This window comes from Klebsiella sp. TF21-TM (assembly GCF_019753495.1).
GTDB lineage: Bacteria > Pseudomonadota > Gammaproteobacteria > Enterobacterales > Enterobacteriaceae > Klebsiella > Klebsiella quasipneumoniae.
On record NZ_JAIJYL010000021.1, the window covers coordinates 79,575 to 99,808 of the forward strand.

17 protein-coding genes are annotated in these 20,234 nt (G+C 60.6%); 10 read left to right on the top strand and 7 right to left on the bottom strand.

What is annotated here, in order from left to right; translation table 11 throughout:
- Positions 1-282: 282 nt before the first annotated feature.
- From efeB to efeU, 3 genes are read right to left on the bottom strand one after another with little or no spacing between them, the layout of a single operon-like run.
- Entirely contained in the window at positions 283-1,566 is a 1,284-nt protein-coding gene (gene efeB, locus K5R89_RS19015; protein WP_023289108.1) for an iron uptake transporter deferrochelatase/peroxidase subunit, read from the bottom strand.
- A gap of 4 nt (positions 1,567-1,570) precedes the next feature.
- Positions 1,571-2,698, bottom strand: coding sequence for an iron uptake system protein EfeO (gene efeO / locus K5R89_RS19020; RefSeq protein ID WP_064154799.1), 1,128 nt, complete (start codon positions 2,696-2,698; stop codon positions 1,571-1,573).
- A gap of 51 nt (positions 2,699-2,749) precedes the next feature.
- Positions 2,750-3,580 carry an iron uptake transporter permease EfeU gene (gene efeU, locus K5R89_RS19025; protein WP_032452417.1) on the bottom strand — a complete coding sequence of 277 codons (831 nt, stop codon included), beginning with the start codon at positions 3,578-3,580 and terminating at the stop codon, positions 2,750-2,752.
- A 270-nt stretch (positions 3,581-3,850) separates the two neighbouring features.
- On the opposite strand from efeU, the gene K5R89_RS19030 reads away from it, so the two are divergent.
- A complete protein-coding gene (locus K5R89_RS19030) occupies positions 3,851-5,035 on the top strand; it encodes a NupC/NupG family nucleoside CNT transporter (RefSeq protein ID WP_217259089.1) in 1,185 nt (394 codons plus the stop codon).
- 31 nt (positions 5,036-5,066) lie between these two features.
- Here K5R89_RS19030 and K5R89_RS19035 read toward each other — a convergent pair whose 3' ends face one another.
- A complete protein-coding gene (locus K5R89_RS19035) occupies positions 5,067-5,501 on the bottom strand; it encodes a DUF3574 domain-containing protein (protein WP_217259088.1) in 435 nt (144 codons plus the stop codon).
- A gap of 134 nt (positions 5,502-5,635) precedes the next feature.
- Positions 5,636-7,144 (bottom strand): sodium/proline symporter PutP, encoded by a 1,509-nt coding sequence (putP, locus tag K5R89_RS19040; RefSeq protein ID WP_023289103.1) that lies wholly within the window; start codon positions 7,142-7,144, stop codon positions 5,636-5,638.
- 421 nt (positions 7,145-7,565) lie between these two features.
- On the opposite strand from putP, the gene putA reads away from it, so the two are divergent.
- Entirely contained in the window at positions 7,566-11,528 is a 3,963-nt protein-coding gene (gene putA, locus K5R89_RS19045; protein WP_023289102.1) for a trifunctional transcriptional regulator/proline dehydrogenase/L-glutamate gamma-semialdehyde dehydrogenase, read from the top strand.
- Between the two features lie 129 nt (positions 11,529-11,657).
- Positions 11,658-12,053: a lysozyme inhibitor LprI family protein gene (locus K5R89_RS19050; RefSeq protein WP_023289101.1), complete on the top strand. Its 396-nt coding sequence runs from the start codon at positions 11,658-11,660 to the stop codon at positions 12,051-12,053.
- Here K5R89_RS19050 and rutR read toward each other — a convergent pair.
- Complete coding sequence (gene rutR, locus K5R89_RS19055; protein ID WP_004204508.1) at positions 12,050-12,688, bottom strand: HTH-type transcriptional regulator RutR; 639 nt, start codon at positions 12,686-12,688, stop codon at positions 12,050-12,052. The genes K5R89_RS19050 and rutR overlap by 4 nt on opposite strands.
- A 284-nt stretch (positions 12,689-12,972) precedes the next feature.
- On the opposite strand from rutR, the gene rutA reads away from it, so the two are divergent.
- The 7 genes from rutA to rutG are packed head-to-tail and all read left to right on the top strand — an operon-like array spanning position 12,973 to position 18,395.
- Positions 12,973-14,064 (top strand): pyrimidine utilization protein A, encoded by a 1,092-nt coding sequence (gene rutA / locus K5R89_RS19060; protein ID WP_004204507.1) that lies wholly within the window; start codon positions 12,973-12,975, stop codon positions 14,062-14,064.
- Entirely contained in the window at positions 14,064-14,774 is a 711-nt protein-coding gene (gene rutB / locus K5R89_RS19065; RefSeq protein ID WP_064158258.1) for a pyrimidine utilization protein B, read from the top strand. The genes rutA and rutB overlap by 1 nt, the downstream gene beginning before the upstream one ends.
- Positions 14,767-15,159 (top strand): pyrimidine utilization protein C, encoded by a 393-nt coding sequence (gene rutC / locus K5R89_RS19070; protein ID WP_032455320.1) that lies wholly within the window; start codon positions 14,767-14,769, stop codon positions 15,157-15,159. Before rutB ends, rutC begins: the two co-directional genes overlap by 8 nt.
- Complete coding sequence (gene rutD, locus K5R89_RS19075; RefSeq protein ID WP_044522016.1) at positions 15,156-15,959, top strand: pyrimidine utilization protein D; 804 nt, start codon at positions 15,156-15,158, stop codon at positions 15,957-15,959. Before rutC ends, rutD begins: the two co-directional genes overlap by 4 nt.
- Positions 15,956-16,546, top strand: a complete 591-nt coding sequence (locus K5R89_RS19080; protein ID WP_032455317.1) for a malonic semialdehyde reductase — start codon at positions 15,956-15,958, stop codon at positions 16,544-16,546. The genes rutD and K5R89_RS19080 overlap by 4 nt, the downstream gene beginning before the upstream one ends.
- 10 nt (positions 16,547-16,556) lie before the next feature.
- Complete coding sequence (rutF, locus tag K5R89_RS19085; RefSeq protein ID WP_023289097.1) at positions 16,557-17,051, top strand: NADH-dependent FMN reductase RutF; 495 nt, start codon at positions 16,557-16,559, stop codon at positions 17,049-17,051.
- A gap of 21 nt (positions 17,052-17,072) precedes the next feature.
- Positions 17,073-18,395, top strand: a complete 1,323-nt coding sequence (gene rutG, locus K5R89_RS19090) for a pyrimidine utilization transport protein G (protein WP_008805937.1) — start codon at positions 17,073-17,075, stop codon at positions 18,393-18,395.
- 725 nt (positions 18,396-19,120) lie between these two features.
- Here the strand turns inward: rutG and K5R89_RS19095 are convergent.
- A complete protein-coding gene (locus K5R89_RS19095; RefSeq protein ID WP_064158255.1) occupies positions 19,121-20,059 on the bottom strand; it encodes a DMT family transporter in 939 nt (312 codons plus the stop codon).
- Positions 20,060-20,234 lie beyond the last annotated feature (175 nt).

A 20,234-nucleotide genomic window follows, 5' to 3' on the forward strand; every position in this document is an offset into this window, starting at 1 on the left:
AAGAGTACGGTCTGTGGTTTTACGTTGTCCGGTACGGGACCTTACCATTCGCGATCTCCATAGTGAAACGTCACACTGCCGGGAACTACCGCGTATGTAATAAGTACATCAAAAAAGATTCTTAATGCAACTTATTTTTCACAATGACGCAACAAATAGTTCTTAAGCAAGTGTAGGAGACTATCGGTCATTTGTATTACAGAAATATAACACATGGCAGGAAATATAAGAAAAATGAGAAAAACAGCAGAAAACGCCCTGCCCTTGCGGACAGGGTCGGTATCAGGCCTGCAGCAGCGTCTGTCCCAGGTAGTGCTTGTCATCCACTACGCCGGGTAAAACAAAGAAGTAGCCCCCGCCAATGGGTTTGACGTACTCCTCCAGCGCCTCGCCGTTAAGCCGTTTCTGCACCGTCAGAAAACCCTTTTCCAGATCGTGCTGATAGCAAACGAACAACAGCCCCATATCCAGTTGCCCGGCGTTAGTGACGCCCAGCGAATAGCTGTAGCCGCGGCGCATCATCAGGCTGGACTGGGTTTCCGGCGTGCGAGGATTGGCCAGACGAATATGGCTATCCAGCGCGATCGTCTCGCCGCCAGGATCGTTGCTGTAATCCGGGGTATCGTGCTCGTTTTTCATCCCCAGCGGCGCTCCGGTGTGTTTGTCGCGGCCAAAGATCGTCTGCTGCTCTTTCAGCGGCGTCCGGTCCCAGAACTCGACGTGAAACTGGATGATGCGCGCCGCCTGATAGCTGCCGCCCACGGCCCAGGCCGGCTCGTCCTGATCCGCCGTTACCCACACGACCTGATCCATCAGCGCGCTGTCATGGCTCGCCGGATTAGCGGTGCCGTCTTTGAAACCCAGCAGATTGATGGGGGTCTCTTTGCCTTTGCTGCGCGCCGCGCTATCGGAGATAAACCCTTCCCGCTTCCAGCGCACGCTGAGCAAATCCGGCGTATGTTTGATGACATCGCGCAGGGCGTGGATCACCGTATCCTGAGTATTGGCGCAGATCTGCAGCAGCAGGTCGCCATGGCACAGGGCGGCATCCAGCGAATCATTGGGGAAGCGAGTCATCGGCTGCAGTTTTCTCGGCACTTTATCCGCGAGACCAAAGCGCTCATCAAACAGTGAATGGCCGACCGAGACGGTGATGGTCAGGTTATCCGGGGCAATCCACGGCCCTAAGATGCCGGAATCCATCGGCGGCAGCCGGGGATTAGGCGTATCGGGCGCCGGGCCGCCGTGGGTTAAAAAGGCGATACGCTGGGTCAGCAGCCGGAACAGACGCTCGAGGTCGGCTTTATCTGACGCCAGCACGTCGAACGCCACCAGCATCATCGAGGCCTGCTGCGGCGTCAGAATGCCCGCCTGATGCCGGCCGTAGAATGGCTGTTTTTCCTGACGCGCGTCGGGTGCGAGCGTCCCGGGGGAGCTTTCCGCTTTTGCCGCATGCGCCACCGGGCAACCGCCGGTGATGGCCAGCGCGCCGCCAAGCGCGCCGATCCCTTTCAGTAAGCGACGACGTGACGGCTCGTTCACGTCGTGTGGTTTCTGTTGTGCCATCGACTTAGTCCAGACCCAGGATCCCGCGCAGCTGAGCCAGATCTTCCGCCAGGGTGGTGATCGGCCCTTTCAGCGCATTACGGTCAGCGGTGGTCAGCTTATCGTAAGTTTCGAAACCGTCTTTGGTGCGGTATTTGCTGAGGATACTGTCCACTTTCTTAAAGTTGGCGTCCACTTTCGCCAGCAGCGCGCTGTTCTCTTTTTGCAGCTGCGGGCGCAGCAGGTCGACAATTTTCTGGGCACCGTCAATATTGGCCTGGAAGTCCCACAGGTCGGTATGGCTGTAGCGATCTTCTTCACCGCTGATCTTGCTGGCCGCGACTTCTTCAATTAATCCTGCCGCACCGCCCACGACTTTTGACGGCGGGAACGCCAGCTCGCTGATGCGTTTTTGCAGCTCCAGCACATCGCTGTTCAGCTGATCGGCATATTTTTCCATGCCCTTGACGCTGTTATCGCCAAACAGCGCCTTTTCCAGACGGTGGAAACCGGTGAATTTCGGATCTTCCGCTTTTTTCTCGAAATCGTCTTCGCGGGCGTCGATGCTGCCGTCAAGGTCAGAGAACAGCTCGGCGATCGGCTCGATGCGCTCGTAATGCTGGCGCGTCGGGGCGTACAGCGCTTTCGCTTTCTCGATATCGCCCGCTTTCACCGCGTCGGTAAAGGCTTTGGTGCCGCTGACCAGCTGCGCGGTTTCCGCCGTCACATAGGCTTTGTAAGCGGTGATCGCTTCGCCGAGGCTCAGCACCGCATCGGCTTTCGCCGCGTCTTTGGTGGCGGCGCCGGTGACGATCAGTTTGCCTTTCGGGTTGGTGAGCAGGCCGCAGGTCATGTCATATTCGCCCGGCTGCAGGTTCGCGGTGAGCTTCTGGGTAAAGCCCGGCGCGATGTTCTCACGCTCTTCCACCACCATGACCCCTTTCAGAATCTCCCACTCCAGCGCTTTCTGGCTGTGGTTCTGAATAATAAACTGGGTTTTACCCGCGTTAACGGTCACCTGCATCGGCTCGCACTGTTTATCGTTGACGGTGACTTTGACCTGCGGGATATCCGCAGCCTGAGCACCGAATGCAGAGCTGAGCAGCGCGGCCACGGTCACCCGCAGCGCATTACGGCGAAAATGAATCATCATGATCATCCCTTTCGGTAAGTAGAGTGTCGCTTATAAGCTCGCAGCGGCCGGTCAGGCAGCCCGCGAGGCAGTCGTATTATTTCGCGGCGGCAGCGCAAACAGCACCAGCGCCGGGATCAGATAAAGCAGATAGACAGCCACTTCGCTGACGCTTGGCGTCTCCTGGTAGCCGAAGATCCCTTCCAGCAGCGTGCCGAACAGCGTATGCGTCGACAGCACAGCGCTCAGATCGAAGGCGGTCTCCTGGAACAGGTTCCACAGGCCCGCCTCGTGGAAGGCGCGGATCGCCCCCGCGGCCAGGCCAGCGGCCACCAGCAGGATAAACAGGCTGGTCCATTTGAAGAACACGCCGAGGTTGAGACGGATACCGCCCCAGTAGAGCAGGAAGCCCAGCACGATAGCCGTGGCCAGCCCCAGTAGCGCCCCCAGCGGCGGCCAGATGCCGACATCCTGCTGGAATGCCGCCAGCAGAAAGAAGACCGACTCCAGCCCCTCACGGGCGACCGCGAAAAAGACCATCATCACCAGCGCCCAGCCATGGTGATTGCCGCGCTGTAGCGCCTTGTCCACGGCCTGCTCCAGCTGCTGCTTGACGTTGCGTGAGACATTGCGCATCCAGAAGACCATCCACGTCAGGATCACCACCGCGATGACCGCGACAATCCCTTCGAACAGCTCCTGTTCACGCTGAGGAAATTCACCGGTGGTTTCGTTGATAAAAATGCCTAAGCCAAGACACAGCGCCGCCGCGAGGATCACGCCAATCCACATCACGCCAATCCAGTTGCCGCGCTGGGTGCGTTTCAGATAGCTGGCGATCAGGCTGACAATCAGCGCCGCCTCCAGGCCTTCGCGTAACATAATGAGAAATGGGACAAACATGCCAATACCCTTAAATGTAAAGCACCGTCAACGAATGCAAAAACAGGTAATATTTATGATAGTGATTATCATTACAATACTCAGAAACACAAGCAAAATGTGCAGAGAATGATGATCAGTTGTAAATAAATCGCTGGCAAATAATGACTTATGAAAATATTCGCCTGTTATGAGGGAAAAGAATAAGCAAAGGATTTTTTACGTCAGATATTTACCCGTCGCAGCGGCTATGGCTAAATGGCGGCCTTATTGACCTGCGAAAAGAACAACATGACTGCATTTTTTCATTTCCTGCTGGCGCTGGCGGTGATCCTCGCCCTGGCCTGGCTTGTCAGCTATGACAGACAAAAAATTCGTATTCGTTATATTCTCCAGTTGATTATTATCGAAATAGCGCTCGCTTTCTTTTTCCTGCACGCCGAAAGCGGCCTGTGGCTGGTGAAAAATATCTCCGGCTTTTTTGCTTCGCTATTAGGCTTTGCCGCCGAAGGGACCAATTTCGTCTTTGGCGGCATGAGCGAAAAAGGCTTAGCCTTTATTTTCCTTGGCGTCCTGTGTCCGATTGTGTTTATTTCCGCGCTGATTGGTATTCTCCAGCACTGGCGGATCCTGCCGATTTTTATTCGCGTCATTGGCACCCTGCTGTCGAAGGTCAACGGCATGGGTAAGCTGGAATCTTTTAACGCCGTCAGCTCACTGATCCTCGGCCAGTCAGAAAACTTCATCGCCTACAAAGGCGTGCTGGGCGACCTCTCCTCGCGGCGTCTGTTCACCATGGCGGCGACGGCCATGTCGACCGTATCGCTGTCGATCGTCGGCGCCTATATGACCATGCTGGACGCCAAATATGTCGTCGCGGCGCTGATCCTGAATATGTTCAGCACCTTTATCGTGCTGTCGGTGATTAACCCGACGCGGCCGGGCAGCGAGCAGGAAATGAAGCTGGAGAAGCTGCATGAATCGCAGAGTTTCTTTGAAATGCTCGGGGAATATATTCTGGCCGGCTTTAAGGTGGCGATGATTATTCTGGCGATGCTGATCGGCTTTATCGCGCTGATCAGCGCCATTAACGCGCTGTTCGCTACCCTGTTTGGCCTCAGCTTCCAGCAGATCCTCGGCTACGTCTTCTATCCGCTGGCCTGGCTTATCGGCATTCCGCTGAGCGATGCGCTAAACGCCGGCAGCATCATGGCCACCAAGCTGGTCGCGAACGAATTTGTGGCGATGATTGAGTTGCAAAAGATTGCCGCCAGCATGACGCCGCGCGGGCTCGGCATTCTCTCGGTCTTTCTGGTGTCGTTTGCCAACTTTGCCTCGATCGGCATTATCGCCGGGGCGATCAAAGGCCTGAATGAACCGCAGGGCAATATCGTCTCCCGCTTCGGCCTGCGGCTGGTGTATAGCGCCACGCTGGTGAGTCTGCTTTCGGCCAGCTTCGCCGGGCTGGTGCTGTAAGACAAACGGCGGGGCTGCCCCCGCCGTTAACTCAGAACTGTACGCAGACCGGCTGGTCGACACGCATCACCGACTCCTGCGCGAACCGTAATTTATAGCCCTGGCGCAGCGCCTCAATACCGGCCTCGCTCTGCGCGTCGTTGCCATGGATCACCATCAGCGCCTTACTCTGCTCCCGCACCACCTGTCCATTCTGGCCCAGCCACTGGCCGCGAGCGTCAAACACCGTCAGCCCGTCGCGAAAACGCGGCGTGACGTCGCGGTCGACAAACTGTTGCCACTCATCAGGGGTGATGTCTTTCCCCGCCGGGCGGCTCAGGCCGAAGTAAAGCGTGGTTTGCACCATGGACTTATCCGCCGGGCAGGCGCCGGGCTTCGGCGCGCTGGTCGACGAACTTCCACCCGCCGCGCAGCCGCTGAGTAACCCTGCCAGCACCAGCGCCATTGCACCCTGTCTGAACGTCATCTTTGCTATCCTCATTGTTATTAGTCAGGAAATATCAGCGGATTTTCAAATAATTAGCAAGGGTTATAATATTCCGGCCCGGCAACAGGCAAAAAAAAGCCCGCCAGCGGCGGGCTCATGAACATCAGTTGATCTTACTCAGCCGTGGCGCGAACCGGCGGCGGCGTATGGTAGTGGGCATCCGCTTCGGCGAAGCGCTGCTGCATGCTGGCCGACGGCGCTTTATCCAGCAGGCTAAAGACCACGATCCCGATGCTGCCGAAGACAAAGCCCGGAATAATTTCATACAGGCCCAGCCAGCCAAACTGCTTCCAGACGATCACGGTCAGGGCGCCAATCACCATCCCGGCCAGCGCGCCGTTACGGGTCATGCGCGACCACATCACCGAGAACAGCACCACCGGACCAAAGGCGGCGCCGAAGCCGGCCCAGGCATAGCTCACCAGACCCAGCACGCGGTTTTCCGGATTGGCCGCCAGGGCAATCGCCACCAGGGCAACCACCAGCACCATCATCCGGCCCACCCACACCAGCTCTTTCTGACCGGCGTTTTTACGCAGGAAGGCTTTATACAGGTCTTCGGTAATCGCGCTGGAGCAGACCAGCAGCTGACAGCTCAGGGTGGACATCACCGCCGCCAGAATCGCCGACAGCAGGATCCCGGCAATCCATGGGTTAAACAGGATTTGCGCCAGTTCGATAAACACGCGCTCGGCATTCTGGTTAACCGCGCCCGCCAGGCTCGGGTTGCTATTGAAGTAGGCGATACCAAAGAAGCCGACGGCCACCGCCCCGGCGAGGCAGAGGATCATCCAGGTCATACTAATGCGACGCGCGTGGACGATGCTGTGGTGCGAATCCGCCGCCATAAAGCGCGCCAGAATATGCGGCTGACCGAAATAACCCAGTCCCCAGCCCATCAGCGAAATAATCGCCACGAAATTCAGCCCTTTCAGCATGTCGATATTTTCGATGCTCTTTTGCTTAATGACTTCCAGCGAATCGCCAAAGCCGCCGACGGAAATAATCACGATCACCGGGGTGAGGATCAGCGCGAAAATCATCAGGCTGGCCTGCACGGTATCCGTCCAGCTGACGGCGAGGAAGCCGCCGACAAAGGTATAGATAATTGTCGCCGCCGCGCCGGCCCACAGCGCGGTTTCATAACTCATACCGAAGGTGCTTTCAAACAGACGCGCCCCCGCCACAATTCCCGAGGCGCAATAGATGGTAAAGAACAGCAGAATAACCAGCGCTGAAATAATTCTCAGCACCCGGCTTTTATCTTCAAAACGGCCGGTAAAATAATCGGGCAGCGTCAGGGCGTTATTATTCACCTCGGTATGCACGCGCAGGCGCCCGGCTACCAGCTTCCAGTTAACCCACGCCCCCAGCGTTAAGCCGATGGCGATCCAGCTTTCGGAGATCCCGGAGAGAAAAATGGCGCCCGGCAGGCCCATCAGCAGCCAGCCGCTCATGTCCGAGGCGCCGGCGGAAAGCGCGGTCACAAATGGCCCCAGACTGCGTCCCCCGAGAATATAATCATCAAAGTTTTTGGTCGAACGCCAGGCAATAAACCCTATCAATACCATACCAAGAATATAAATAATAAATGTCACCAGCATCGGTGTGCTAATAGCCATGCAAAGTCTCCAGAATTTTTATCGACAGCGTCCAACTTCGTCGTTTTTTTCCACTACCGGAACGGGGTAATGGCGCATTGTTTAATTGGGCGACCGTATCCTGACGGAAGCTTCGGTTTTTCACAAACGATTTAACACAGCATTTACACGAAAAACCGACGGCGCAAAACGTCAATTTGCGAGAGGTTGCACTCTCTCACGTTTTTAAAGGTTGCACCAAACAAAAGTGTTAACTCACGCATACAAATACCCTATGAGCCCGGGGTTAAAATTCTGCTATTTTAGGCACTATTTTTAACAAATCCGCCATTTCACGGCTTTCGTCACACGCCTCAATTAACAAGGTTGCACAAAGTTGCAACATAGTGGATATTTCCAGGCAACCGCATAAGCCTAACGATAAATGACAGGAGTTTTGAGCATGGGCACCACCACCATGGGTGTTAAGCTTGACGACGCAACCCGCGAGCGCATTAAGTCCGCCGCGAGCCGTATTGACCGCACGCCGCACTGGCTGATTAAGCAGGCCATCTTCAACTATCTGGAAAAGCTGGAGAACGACGAAACGCTGCCCGAACTGCCGGCGCTGCTCTCCGGGGCCGCCAATGAAAGCGATGAAGCGGGTTCCCCGGCGGAAGAGCCGTATCAGCCGTTCCTCGAATTCGCCGAGCAGATCCTGCCGCAGTCGGTAAGCCGCGCGGCGATCACCGCCGCCTGGCGTCGCCCGGAAACCGACGCGGTGCCGATGCTGCTGGAGCAGGCCCGACTGCCGCAGCCGCTGGGCGAGCAGGCGCATAAACTGGCGTATCAGCTGGCGGAAAAACTGCGCAACCAGAAGACCGCCAGCGGCCGCGCCGGCATGGTGCAGAGTCTGCTGCAGGAGTTCTCCCTCTCCTCACAGGAAGGGGTGGCGCTGATGTGCCTGGCGGAAGCCCTGCTGCGTATTCCGGATAAAGCCACCCGCGATGCGCTGATCCGCGACAAAATCAGCAACGGCAACTGGCAGTCGCACATCGGCCGCAGCCCGTCGCTGTTCGTCAATGCCGCCACCTGGGGGCTGCTGTTCACCGGCAAACTGGTCTCCACCCACAACGAAACCAGCCTCTCACGCTCGCTGAACCGCATCATTGGCAAGAGCGGCGAACCGCTGATCCGTAAGGGCGTGGATATGGCGATGCGCCTGATGGGCGAGCAGTTCGTCACCGGGGAAACCATCGCCGAAGCGCTGGCTAACGCCCGCAAGCTGGAAGATAAAGGTTTCCGCTACTCCTACGATATGCTCGGCGAAGCGGCCCTGACCGCCGCCGACGCCCAGGCCTATATGGTCTCTTATCAGCAGGCGATCCATGCCATCGGCAAAGCTTCCAACGGCCGCGGCATTTATGAAGGCCCGGGCATCTCCATTAAGCTCTCGGCTCTGCACCCGCGCTACAGCCGCGCCCAGTATGACCGGGTGATGGAAGAGCTCTATCCGCGTCTGAAATCGCTGACCCTGCTGGCGCGCCAGTATGACATCGGCATTAACATCGATGCTGAAGAGGCCGACCGTCTCGAGATCTCCCTCGACCTGCTGGAAAAACTGTGCTTCGAGCCGGAGCTGGCGGGCTGGAACGGCATCGGTTTTGTTATTCAGGCCTACCAGAAGCGCTGCCCGTTCGTCATCGACGCGCTGATCGATCTCGCCACCCGAAGCCGTCGTCGCCTGATGATCCGTCTGGTGAAAGGCGCCTACTGGGACAGCGAAATCAAACGCGCGCAAATGGAAGGTCTCGAAGGCTATCCGGTCTACACCCGCAAGGTTTACACCGACGTCTCCTATCTCGCCTGCGCGAAAAAGCTGCTGGCGGTGCCGAACCTGATTTATCCGCAGTTCGCCACTCACAACGCCCATACTCTGGCGGCTATCTACCAGCTGGCGGGCCAGAACTACTACCCTGGCCAGTATGAGTTCCAGTGCCTGCACGGCATGGGCGAACCGCTGTACGAGCAGGTGGTGGGCAAAGTCGCCGACGGCAAACTGAACCGGCCGTGCCGGATCTACGCTCCGGTGGGCACCCACGAGACGCTGCTGGCGTATCTGGTGCGTCGTCTGCTGGAGAATGGCGCCAATACCTCCTTCGTCAACCGTATCGCGGACAATACCCTGCCGCTGGACGAGCTGGTGGCCGACCCGGTCAGCGCGGTGGAAAAACTGGCGCAGCAGGAAGGCCAGGCCGGTCTGCCGCACCCGAAAATTCCGCTGCCGCGCGATCTCTACGGCAGCGGCCGGAGCAACTCCGCCGGTCTGGATCTGGCTAACGAGCATCGTCTGGCCTCCCTCTCCTCTTCCCTGCTCAACAGCGCCCTGCATAAATGGCAGGCATTGCCGATGCTGGAGCAGCCGGTGGCCGAAGGCGAGATGCAGCCGGTGGTCAACCCGGCGGAGCCGAAGGATATCGTCGGTTACGTCCGCGAAGCCAGCGATGACGAAGTGCAGCAGGCGCTCACCAGCGCTATCAACAACGCGCCCATCTGGTTCGCCACCCCGCCGCAGGAGCGCGCCGCCATTCTTGAGCGCGCCGCGGTGCTGATGGAAAGCCAGATGCCGACCCTGATGGGGATCCTGGTGCGCGAAGCGGGTAAAACCTTCAGCAACGCCATCGCCGAAGTGCGCGAAGCCGTTGACTTCCTCCACTACTACGCCGGTCAGGTGCGCGACGATTTCGATAATGAAACCCACCGTCCGCTGGGTCCGGTGGTCTGCATCAGCCCATGGAACTTCCCGCTGGCGATCTTCACCGGGCAGATTGCCGCCGCGCTGGCGGCCGGCAACAGCGTGCTGGCGAAACCGGCGGAGCAGACGCCGCTTATCGCCGCTCAGGGCGTGGCGATCCTGCTGGAAGCCGGCGTGCCGCCAGGGGTGATCCAGCTGCTGCCGGGCCGCGGGGAAACCGTCGGCGCCGCGCTGACATCCGATGAGCGCGTGCGCGGCGTGATGTTCACCGGCTCCACCGAAGTGGCCACCCTGCTGCAACGCAATATCGCCAGCCGCCTCGACGCTCAGGGACGCCCAACGCCGCTGATCGCCGAAACCGGCGGGATGAACGCGATGATCGTCGACTCGTCGGCGCTTACCGAGCAGGTGGTGATCGACGTCCTGGCTTCCGCGTTCGACAGCGCCGGTCAGCGCTGCTCCGCCCTGCGCGTCCTCTGCCTGCAGGAAGAGGTAGCCGACCACACCTTAACCATGCTGCGCGGCGCGATGAGCGAGTGTCGCATGGGCAATCCCGGCCGCCTGACCACCGATATCGGCCCGGTTATCGATGCGGAAGCGAAAGAGAATATCGAACGCCATATTCAGACGATGCGCGCCAAAGGCCGCACCGTCTATCAGGCGGTGCGCGAGAATAGCGAAGACGCCCGCGAATGGAACCACGGGACCTTTGTGCCGCCGACGCTTATCGAACTCGACAGCTTCGACGAGCTGAAAAAAGAGGTCTTCGGCCCGGTGCTGCACGTGGTGCGCTATAACCGTAACGAGCTGGACAAACTGGTGGAGCAGATTAACGCTTCCGGCTACGGCCTGACCCTCGGCGTACATACCCGTATCGACGAGACCATCGCCCAGGTCACCGGCAGCGCGAAGGTAGGCAACCTGTACGTCAACCGCAATATGGTTGGCGCGGTGGTCGGCGTGCAGCCGTTCGGCGGCGAAGGGTTGTCCGGTACCGGTCCAAAAGCCGGCGGTCCGCTGTACCTTTACCGCCTGCTCTCCAGCCGTCCGCAGGGCGCGGTTGGCGTGACCTTCGCCCGCCAGGATGCAGAGCGTCCGCTGGACGCCCAACTGAAAACGCTGCTGGAAAAACCGCTGCAGGCGCTGCAGCAGTGGGCGGCGGGCCGTCCTGAGCTGCAGGCTCTGTGCCAGCAGTACAGCGAGCAGGCGCAAAGCGGCACCCAACGCCTGCTTCCGGGGCCCACCGGCGAGCGCAACACCCTGACGCTGATGCCTCGCGAGCGCGTGCTGTGCGTGGCGGATAATGAGCAGGATGCGCTGATCCAGCTGGCGGCCGTGCTGGCGGTCGGTTGTGAAGTGCTGTGGCCGGACAGCGCCCTGCAGCGCGATCTGGCGAAGAAACTCCCGCGGGACGTCAGCGAGCGGATCCGTTTCGCCAAAGCGGATCAGTTGCCTGGCCAGGCCTTCGACGCGGTTATCTATCACGGCGACTCCGACCAGCTGCGCGAGCTGTGCGAGCAGGTGGCGGCGCGCGACGGGGCGATTGTCTCCGTGCAGGGCTTCGCCCGCGGCGAAACCAATCTGCTGCTGGAGCGGTTGTACATCGAGCGTTCGCTGAGCGTCAACACCGCGGCGGCAGGCGGTAACGCCAGCCTGATGACCATCGGCTAAGACAGGCTCCCCGGTGGCGCTGTGCGCCGCCATCCGGGAAATCGGCGATGCGATCAGCTAATGACAGCCGACGTCAGCTGTGCTTAATTAAGGCTCCCGGACGGGAGCCTTTTTTATGGGAGCAGAACAATGAAACGCATGTTATTTGCCGCGGCGGTCTTGCTGGCCAGCGGCGCGGCGCTGGCGGACGAGTGCAGCAACGCCAACACCCAGACCGAAATGAATCAGTGCGCGGCCGCGCAGTATCAGGCAGCCGACAAAAAGCTGAACGACACCTGGCAGCAGGCTCTGCAGCGTGCGGTGGGTAAACAGCAGACATTACTGAAGCAGGCCCAGCAGGCATGGATCGCCCTGCGCGACGCCGACTGCGCTTTCCTCGCGTCCGGAGCCGAAGGCGGCAGCATGCAGCCGATGCTGGTGAGCCAGTGCATGACCGATAAGAGCGTGGAGCGGGAATCTTTCCTCGCCTCGCTGCTGCAGTGCGAGGACGGCGATCAAAGCTGCCCGCTGCCGCCGGCCAATTAACGGACGCGAATGCCTTCGATAATCATCCGCTGGACATTATCGACCGTTTGCTCAAAAAAGGCCGCGTCCTGCAGCGTGGCGCCGGTGACCGCCTCCACCTGGGTGGCGAAGTCGGCGTAATGCTGGGTAGTGGCCCAGATCATAAAGATTAAATGCTGCGGATCGACCGGCGCCAGCTTGCCGCGGTCGATCCAGCCGGAAACAATCGCCGATTTCTCATCGACCAGCGCTTTCAGATCCCCGGTCAGTTCGCCCATCAGCAGCGGCGCGCCCTGCAACATCTCAAGGCAGAAGAGCTTCGAGGCCTGGGGGTGATCGCGGGACACCTCCAGCTTCAGACGAATATACTCGCGGATCGCCACCAGCGGGCTGATATCCTCGCGAAAGGCCTTCAGCGGCGCCAGCCAGATGGCGAGGATCTGCTGCAGAACGGCCACGTACAGCGCCTCTTTCGAAGGGTAGTAATAGAGCAGATTGGTTTTCGACACCCCGGCGCGCTCAGCCACCTGCTCCAGTCGCGTACCGTGAATACCAAATTGCGAAAATGCCTCCAGCGCGGCGGCCAGGATGGCCTCCTTTTTGGCGCTGACCGCTTGTGAACGTTTGCCGTTTTTCTTCACCGCGCCCTGTGCCATACATCCTCTCCTTCAGTTGACGCCACCAGCATAGCAAAAGCCCTTCGCCGACACGACCCCATGCACCCTGATTGCGCATGACTGCCGTTTTTTCGTGCACTGATTTTGACCATCCAGTCCACTTTTTTATCGTCCTTTTTAGCAACCCAATAGCAACACATTAATAACATTAGCATTTATAAAACTGGCATCGCGTTTGCTTTACCTCTTCTGCGAGGTGGTCCAGGGAGAGGCAGGATGCCGCGCCACCGCAACCCATCTTCCATGACTGTAGAGAGGTAGGTATGAAAATTGGTGTTTTCGTTCCCATTGGCAACAACGGCTGGCTGATCTCCACCCATGCCCCGCAGTATATGCCGACCTTCGAACTGAATAAGGCTATCGTGCAGAAAGCCGAGCACTACCATTTCGACTTCGCGCTCTCCATGATCAAGCTGCGCGGCTTCGGCGGGAAAACCGAATTCTGGGATCACAACCTGGAGTCCTTCACCCTGATGGCCGGCCTGGCCGCGGTGACCTCGAAGATCCAGATCTACGCCACCGCCGCCACCCTCACGCTGCCGCCGGCGATCGTCGCCCGGATGGCCTCCACCATCGACTCCATCTCCGGCGGCCGGTTTGGCGTCAATCTGGTGACCGGCTGGCAAAAACCGGAATATGACCAGATGGGCATGTGGCCAGGGGATGACTATTTCGCCAGCCGCTATGACTATCTCACCGAATACGTTCAGGTGCTCCGCGACCTGTGGGGCACCGGGCGCAGCGATTTCAAAGGCGACTACTTCACCATGAACGACTGCCGGGTCAGCCCGCGCCCTTCGCAGCCGATGAAGGTGATCTGCGCCGGGCAGAGCGACGCCGGCATGGCCTTCTCCGCCCAGCACGCCGACTATAACTTCTGCTTTGGCAAAGGGGTCAACACGCCAACGGCCTTCGCGCCGACCGCGGCGCGTATGATGCAGGCGGCGGAAAAAACCGGCCGTGACGTAGGCTCCTATGTGCTGTTCATGGTGATCGCTGACGAAACCGACGAAGCGGCGCGCGCCAAATGGGAGCACTACAAAGCGGGCGCCGATGAAGAAGCGCTGGCGTGGCTCACCGAGCAGAGTCAGAAAGACACCCGCTCCGGCAGCGATACCAACGTGCGCCAGATGGCCGACCCCACCTCGGCGGTCAATATCAACATGGGCACCCTTGTCGGATCCTATGCCAGCGTCGCCCGTATGCTTGATGAAGTCGCGAGCGTGCCCGGCACCGACGGCGTGCTGCTGACCTTTGATGATTTTCTTGCCGGCATCGACGCCTTTGGCGAACGCATTCAGCCGCTGATGCGCTGCCGGGACCATATTGCTCCTGTTACCCGTGAGGTGGCCTGATGATTACCCTTCCCGCTCGCCCGGAATCCCTGACCTTCCCGCCGCAGCAGAGCGCGCTGATTGTTGTCGATATGCAGAACGCCTACGCCAGCCTGGGCGGTTATCTGGATCTCGCCGGATTTGACGTCTCCGCCACCCGGCCGGTTATCGACAATATTAATACCGCCGTCGCCGCCGCTCGCGCCGCGGGCATGCTGATTATCTGGTTCCAGAACGGCTGGGATGACCAGTATGTTGAAGCCGGCGGCCCGGGCTCGCCGAACTACCATAAGTCCAACGCGCTGAAAACGATGCGTCAGCGCCCGGAACTGCAGGGCAAGCTGCTGGCGAAAGGCGGCTGGGATTATCAGCTGGTGGACGAGCTGACGCCGCAGGAAGGCGACATCGTGTTGCCGAAACCGCGCTACAGCGGCTTCTTTAACACTCCGCTCGACAGCATTTTGCGCAGCCGCGGCATCCGTCATCTGGTGTTCACCGGGATCGCCACCAACGTCTGCGTCGAATCGACGCTGCGCGATGGTTTCTTCCTCGAATACTTCGGCGTGGTGCTGGAGGATGCTACCCATCAGGCCGGACCGGCCTTCGCCCAGCAGGCGGCGCTGTTCAATATAGAAACCTTTTTCGGCTGGGTCAGCGACGTCGAGAGCTTCTGCCGCGCGCTGTCCCCTGCCACCCCGCTGTCTTTAGCCCAGGAGAAACGTTATGCCTAAACAGGTGATTATTCCGCCAGGCACCACCACGCCGATTGCCCCCTTTGTTCCGGGGACGCTCGCCGATGGCGTGATCTACGTCTCCGGCACTCTGCCGTTTGATAAGCAAAACAATGTGGTGCACATCGGCGACCCAAAGGCGCAAACCCGCCACGTGCTGGAGACCATCAAGTGCGTTATCGAAACGGCGGGCGGGAGTATGGCGGATGTGACTTTCAACAGCATCTTTATCACCGACTGGACAAATTACGCCGCGATTAACGAGGTTTACGCCGAGTTCTTCCCCGGCGATAAACCCGCGCGCTTCTGCATTCAGTGCGGGCTGGTGAAGCCCGATGCGCTGGTGGAAATCGCCAGCGTCGCCCATATCGGCACCCCGACATGATGAGGCTCAATATTGCTCCGGCCCCATGGCCCGGCGCGCCGGTGGTGGTCCTCAGCGCAGGTCTGGGCGGCGGCGGCGGCTACTGGCTGGCGCAGCGCGCGGCGCTGGAGGAACAGTATCAGCTGGTGAGTTATGACCATAACGGGACCGGGGAGAACGCCGGTCCACTGCCCGCCGACTACAGCATGGCGACGATGGCCGGGGAGCTGTTCAGCGCGCTGCAGGCGGCGGGGATCGCCCGCTTCGCGCTGGTGGGCCACGCGCTGGGGGCGCTGATTGGCCTGCAGCTGGCGCTCGATCGCCCCGAGGCGGTGAGCGCCCTGGTGCTGGTCAACGGCTGGCTGTCGCTGTCGCCGCACACCCGCCGCTGCTTCCTGGTGCGCGAGCGTCTGCTGCATGCCGGCGGCGCGCAGGCGTGGGTCGAAGCGCAGCCGCTGTTTCTCTACCCGGCGGAATGGATGGCCGCGCGCCTGCCGCGCCTCGAAGCCGAAGATGCGCTTGCCATCAGCCATTTTCAGGGCAAGGAGAACCTGCTGAAGCGGCTGCAGGCCCTGAAGCAGGCTGATTTTTCCCGTCGCGCGGCGGCCATCGCCTGCCCGACGCTGATGGTTAGCGCCGCTGACGACCTGCTGGTCCCGGCCTCCTGCTCCCGCGTGCTGCAGACGGCGATCCCCGGCAGCCAGCGCGTGGAAATGCCGTGGGGCGGGCATGCCTGCAACGTCACCGACGCCGATACCTTTAATACCATTTTACGCGACGGGCTGGCCGCTATGCTGCCGGTCGCCAGGGAGACCCGATGAACGACGCGATAAACCAGACGGCCTGCGAGACGCTGTTTACCCAGGCCCGGACCCACAACGGCTGGCTGGATAAGCCAGTGAGCGATGCGCAGCTGCAGGCAGTCTGGGACCTGATGAAAATGGGGCCGACTTCCGCCAACTGTTCGCCGGCGCGCATCGTGTTCGTGCGCAGCGCGGACGGCAAAGAGAAGCTCCGCCCGACGCTCTCCAGCGGCAATCTGCAGAAAACCATGCAGGCGCCGGTGACCGCCATCGTGGCGTGGGACAGCGCCTTTTACGACCGGCTACCGACCCTGTTTCCCCACGGCGATGCCCGCAGCTGGTTCACCTCCAGCCCGCAGCTGGCGGAAGAGACCGCGTTTCGCAACAGCTCCCTGCAGGCGGCGTATCTGATTTTCGCCTGCCGGGCGCTGGGACTCGACACCGGGCCGATGTCCGGTTTCGATCGGGAAAAAGTCGATGCAGCGTTTTTCGCCGACAACGGCTGGAAAAGCAACCTGCTGGTGAACATCGGCTATGGCGACCCCGGCAAACTGTATGGCCGCCTGCCGCGTCTGTCCTTTGATGAAGCCTGCCTGCTGGCATAAGGAGTTGGCGATGAAGTTAGCGGACAAAGAGAGTTTTCGTGACGCCATGGCCCGCGTCGGCGCCGCGGTTAACATTATTACCACCGATGGCCCGGCGGGCCGGGCGGGCTTTACCGCCAGCGCGGTCTGCAGCGTGACCGACACCCCGCCGACCCTGTTGGTCTGTCTGAACCGCTCAGCCTCCGTGTGGCCGGTGTTCAGCGAACACCACACGCTGTGCGTCAATACCCTGGCGGCGGGACAGGAGGCGCTGTCAACGCTGTTTGGCGGTAAAACGGCGATGGACGAGCGCTTTGCCGCCGCCGACTGGCAGACCGGCGCCACCGGCTGCCCGCGGCTGGAGGCGGCGCTGGTCAGCTTTGACTGCCGCATCGACCAGCGCGTCAGCGTCGGCACGCACGACATTCTGTTTTGTCACGTCGTGGCCATTACCCGTCACCCGGAACCCCGGGGTCTGATGTGGTTTGACCGCGGCTATCACACGCTTATGCGACCCGCTTGTTAACCTTTAACCCGGGATATCATCATGGCACTCTTCGATTTTCCTCGCTGGAAGCTGACCTCCCCCGCCGCCGAATCCGGCGTTGTCGCGCCCGATGAACGCTTATCGGCCGGGCAAACGCTGGTGATGGGCGTGCAGCACGCCGTTGCGATGTTCGGCGCGACGGTGCTGATGCCGTTGTTGATGGGGCTCGACCCAAACCTGTCCATACTGATGTCGGGGGTCGGCACCCTGCTGTTCTTTGTCGTCACCGGCGGACGGGTGCCGAGCTATCTCGGCTCCAGCGCCGCCTTTGTCGGGGTGGTGATCGCCATTACCGGCTTTAACGGCCAGGGACTCAACCCTCACCTCAGCGTCGCCCTTGGCGGGATCATCGCCTGCGGGCTGGTCTATACCCTGATCGGTCTGGTGGTGATGAAGATCGGCACCCGCTGGATCGAGCGCCTGATGCCGCCGGTGGTGACCGGGGCGGTGGTGATGGCTATCGGCCTGAACCTGGCGCCGATTGCCGTGCGCAGCGTCTCCGCCAGCGCCTTCGACAGCTGGATGGCGGTGTTAACCGTGCTCTGTATCGGCATAGTCGCGGTATTTACCCGCGGGATGCTGCAGCGTCTGCTGATCCTGGTCGGCCTGATCGTCGCCTGCGCGCTGTACGCCCTGCTGGCTAACGGCTTTGGCCTCGGCAAACCGCTGGACTTCTCTCCCCTCGCCCAGGCGGCGTGGTTCGGGCTGCCGCACTTTACCACCCCATCCTTTAACGGCCAGGCGATGATGTTGATTGCCCCGGTCGCGGTGATCCTGGTGGCCGAGAACCTCGGCCACCTGAAGGCCGTCGCCGGGATGACCGGGCGCAATATGGATCCGTACATGGGGCGCGCCTTCGTCGGCGATGGTCTGGCGACCATGCTCTCCGGCTCGGTCGGCGGCAGCGGGGTCACGACCTATGCGGAGAACATCGGCGTCATGGCGGTGACCAAGGTCTACTCGACGCTGGTGTTTGTCGCCGCAGCGCTGATTGCCATGCTGCTGGGCTTCTCGCCGAAATTCGGCGCATTAATCCACACCATTCCCGGGCCGGTGATCGGCGGCGCCTCGATCGTGGTCTTTGGCCTGATCGCCGTCGCCGGGGCGCGGATCTGGGTGCAAAACCGCGTCGACCTCAGCCAGAACAGCAATCTGATCATGGTGTCTGTGACCCTGGTGCTGGGCGCCGGCGATTTCGCGCTGTCGCTGGGCGGCTTTACGCTGGGCGGGATTGGTACCGCCACCTTCGGGGCGATCCTGCTGCACGCCCTGCTTCATCGCGGGACGCGTGAGGCGAAGGAGGCCAGGGTAACGCCGGTTTAAGCCACATTAGCGCGGCGTTGGCGCAGGGAGCGGGTGGGCCGGATAAGGCATTTATACCGCCATCCGGCCTGCCGGGAACGTCTCAGCGATGTTGAGGCCGTCAGCACCGGCAGTTTCAGCAACAATGGTGAATAAATTAACGACAGGTCGTATGAACGTAGGCCGGGTAAGGCGCAGCCGCCACCCGGCGAAATAACGGTACAACCGAATATTTCCCTGCTCGCGCTGCGCTTAGCAGGGCTACAACTTCTATGTTAATGCCGGGCAGATGGCGCTCCCGGTTAATTTTCTGCGTTATGTCTGGCTTGGCGCAGGGAGCGCACAGGGGGCGGCCAGTCGCCGCCGCCCCCTGTACCCCCGGGCTCCGGCCAGCAAAATCGCCACTGCGTGGTCCCTTCGACTTATCCCTGCAGGCTTCGGGTCGGGCCGAGGCAGCGTCCATGCAAAACACGGCCCTCAGCCCGCATCCATGCGGGCTGCCCCGGCCTTCCGGGAACGTCTCAGCGATTTTGAGGCCGCCAACAACGGCAGTTTCAGCAGCCCCTACGCCAGCGGTGAGTTGGGGTTGTAGGCCGGGTAAGGCGCAGCCGCCACCCGGTATAAACGCAACTCCGTGCCTGATTCCATCGCCCGGCGGCGCCGTTGCTTGCCGGGCCTACAGACAATCAGAGCCGGACGAGTAGGCCAGCCAGGATAAGCGCCGCTGTAGGATCAGAAGCGTAAAATTACGGCTCGCGACGATCGGCCAGGTCCGGGAGCGGCTGCGCATCGTCATTCGTTGACATCTGCGGTGGCGGTTTGCGCTTCCACTTCAGCTCGCTCACCAGCACTCCCGCGAGGATAAAGACGCAGCCGAGGAGGGCCAGCAGCGGCAGACGCTCACCGGCCAACCGGCCAAAAATACCGGCCCACACCGGTTCGCCGGTATAGATCAGCGTGGCCCGCGTCGGCGAGACGCTGCGCTGCGCCCAGTTCATGGTCACCTGAATGATCGCGCTGAAAATGCCCAGCCCCAGCGCCACGCCGAGCAGCGCCGGCGTCAACGGCGGCACTGACTCACCGGCCGGCTTCATGGCGGCGAAAGCCACCAGCGACGCGGTCGCCAGCTGCACCACCGTCACCCGCCGAACATCCACTTTCCCGGCCCAGGCGCTGATAAGGATAATCTCCGCGGCAATCGCCAGCGCGCTCGCCAGCGTGATCATCTCCCCCACGCCAAGCGCCAGCAGATTGTTTTCCGGCCCGGCCAGCAGGATCAAACCGATAAAGGCCAGCACAATCCCCACGCAGGACATCACCCCCGGCATACGACCCAGGCACAGCCACTGCAGCAGCGGCACCAGCGGCACATACATCGCCGTGATAAAGGCAGACTTACTGCTGGAGATCGACTGCAGTCCCCAGGTCTGCAGCCCATACCCCAGCGCAATCGCCACGCCAATCGCCACCCCCGCCTTCACCTCCAGCCATGTCATACCGCGCAGGGTGCGCAGCGAGAGCAGACCCACCGCCAGCGCGGCGGTCGCGAAACGCAGGCCGACAAAAAACAGCGGCCCGCTGAGGCTGACCGCATACTGCACGGCAAGGAAGGTCCCTCCCCAGAACATGGTGATCATGATAAGGAGCGCTTCCTGGCGGCTAACGGAGAATTTTAACGAAGACATAAAACAGCCATGACGATTAACGGGCGACCAGTGTGCAATCGGCCCGGCGGGAGCGCAACCTCCGACAGTTAAAAAAAAAACCCCGGCCGGTTGCCCGCGGGCGGGGGGGGGGGGTGGGGGGGGGGGGGGGTAAACCCCCCACAAAAAGAAGAGGGGGAGGCGCGCTAAGTCTCTC